This window comes from Paraburkholderia sp. RL18-085-BIA-A, from assembly GCF_046027075.1.
In the GTDB taxonomy this organism is placed as follows: Bacteria; Pseudomonadota; Gammaproteobacteria; order Burkholderiales; family Burkholderiaceae; genus Paraburkholderia.
Window position 1 is genome coordinate 1 of sequence record NZ_JARESU010000433.1, and the last position, 1,351, is coordinate 1,351.

Here is a 1,351-nt window from a genome sequence, read left to right on the forward strand (position 1 = left end):
CGGGCTTGTGACGCGCGCTGAAAGGGTGCCGGTCACTTTGGCCCAGGTTTCCGGCTCAAGTTTGAGACGGAAACGGCGGTCGGCGGGGATCGCCTTGTACGTATTCGTATAGGACGCATCGCGCGCGCCGCTGTGCGTGACCTCGACAATCACCTGGCCCTTCGGCGCATCGGGTAATGCCGTGTCCATCTCCAGCACGCGCGCGCACTGCAACGCCAGCACATTGCTCTTGCCCTCGTAGACAACCTGCCAGGCAATGGCCGCTTCATGGCGTAGCTGCGCTTCCCATTTCGCGCCCGCCTGGTCAAGATGGTGGGTGCCATAAATATAGGGCTGGCCGTAGGTCGTGGAATCGCCGGGCGCAACGTTGGACGTATCGCGAAAACGCTCCCAGGCTTGCTCAGGGTTGTAGTCTGCGACCGTGAACGATTGCGGCACGGTCACGGTATGGGTCTTGATCGCCGTCACCGCCTCGACGCCGCCAGCCTCCAGGCCCGCCGCCTCGCGGTACGGCGCCACCCGTTGCGGATCGTAGAGATAGTGGTCGATGTCGTCTGCAAACACCACCTGGTCGCCGTATTCCGTCTCCACAATGAAGCAGTAGATTCCGGCCTTTTCCGCCAGCATGTGGAGATAGGCCAGATCGCTCATCTGGTGCTGCATGCGGAACAGGTGCTTGCGGTATTGCCCGCGCAGCCGGAACGACATCTGTTCCGGCCGGAAACCATGACTGCGCAGGATCGCCGCGAGAATGTCCGGCGTGCTCGCGTGCTGGAAGATTTTCCTGCGCGTCACTGCCTCCAGCCGCGCGAAGTGCGATTTGAGTACGACCTCGTACCTTACATAGTCCCTTGTGGTCTGGATCGTGGAGAAGCGCGTGATGAAGCCTGAGAATTTCCGGGGCGGCCCATCGTCGGGCACGATGGAAAACGCCGCGTCGAGATTCAGGTAATCGGCGCGCGCAAGCTGCTGCGGGTGGGTCAACTCGATGCACACCTCGCTCGGTGCGCCCATCTTTTCGGTTGCCTTGAACGACACGACCGAGAGCGCCGCCGCGCTGTCCGTGCCGGGCACGTCGAGAAAATATGCCTGGCGTCCCATGACGCCCTGGCGTAATGGATCAGACTCTGCCACCCCCTGCTCCCTGAAAAAGACCAGCGACGCAGCGTTAGCTGCCAAACCCGTTACCTCAACATCTAGAACCCGGCAGGTCAACGGAATCAATCTGGGATAGGCGTGCCCTGACAATTCTTGAAGAAAATCCGGCACGTCTGATTCATGGCGCATCAGGACGATGCCTGTTGGCGCCTCCCGGCAGGTGACCTGTTCTTGCCCGACGTCTTTCGGCAAG

1 protein-coding gene is annotated in these 1,351 nt (G+C 61.2%); it reads right to left on the minus strand.

All coding sequences use genetic code 11. The annotated features are described in order from the left end of the window. The coding region (locus P0D89_RS53040; RefSeq protein WP_408379642.1) for a type VI secretion system Vgr family protein at positions 1-1,101 on the minus strand (1,101 nt) is incomplete at its 3' end. Positions 1,102-1,351 lie beyond the last annotated feature (250 nt).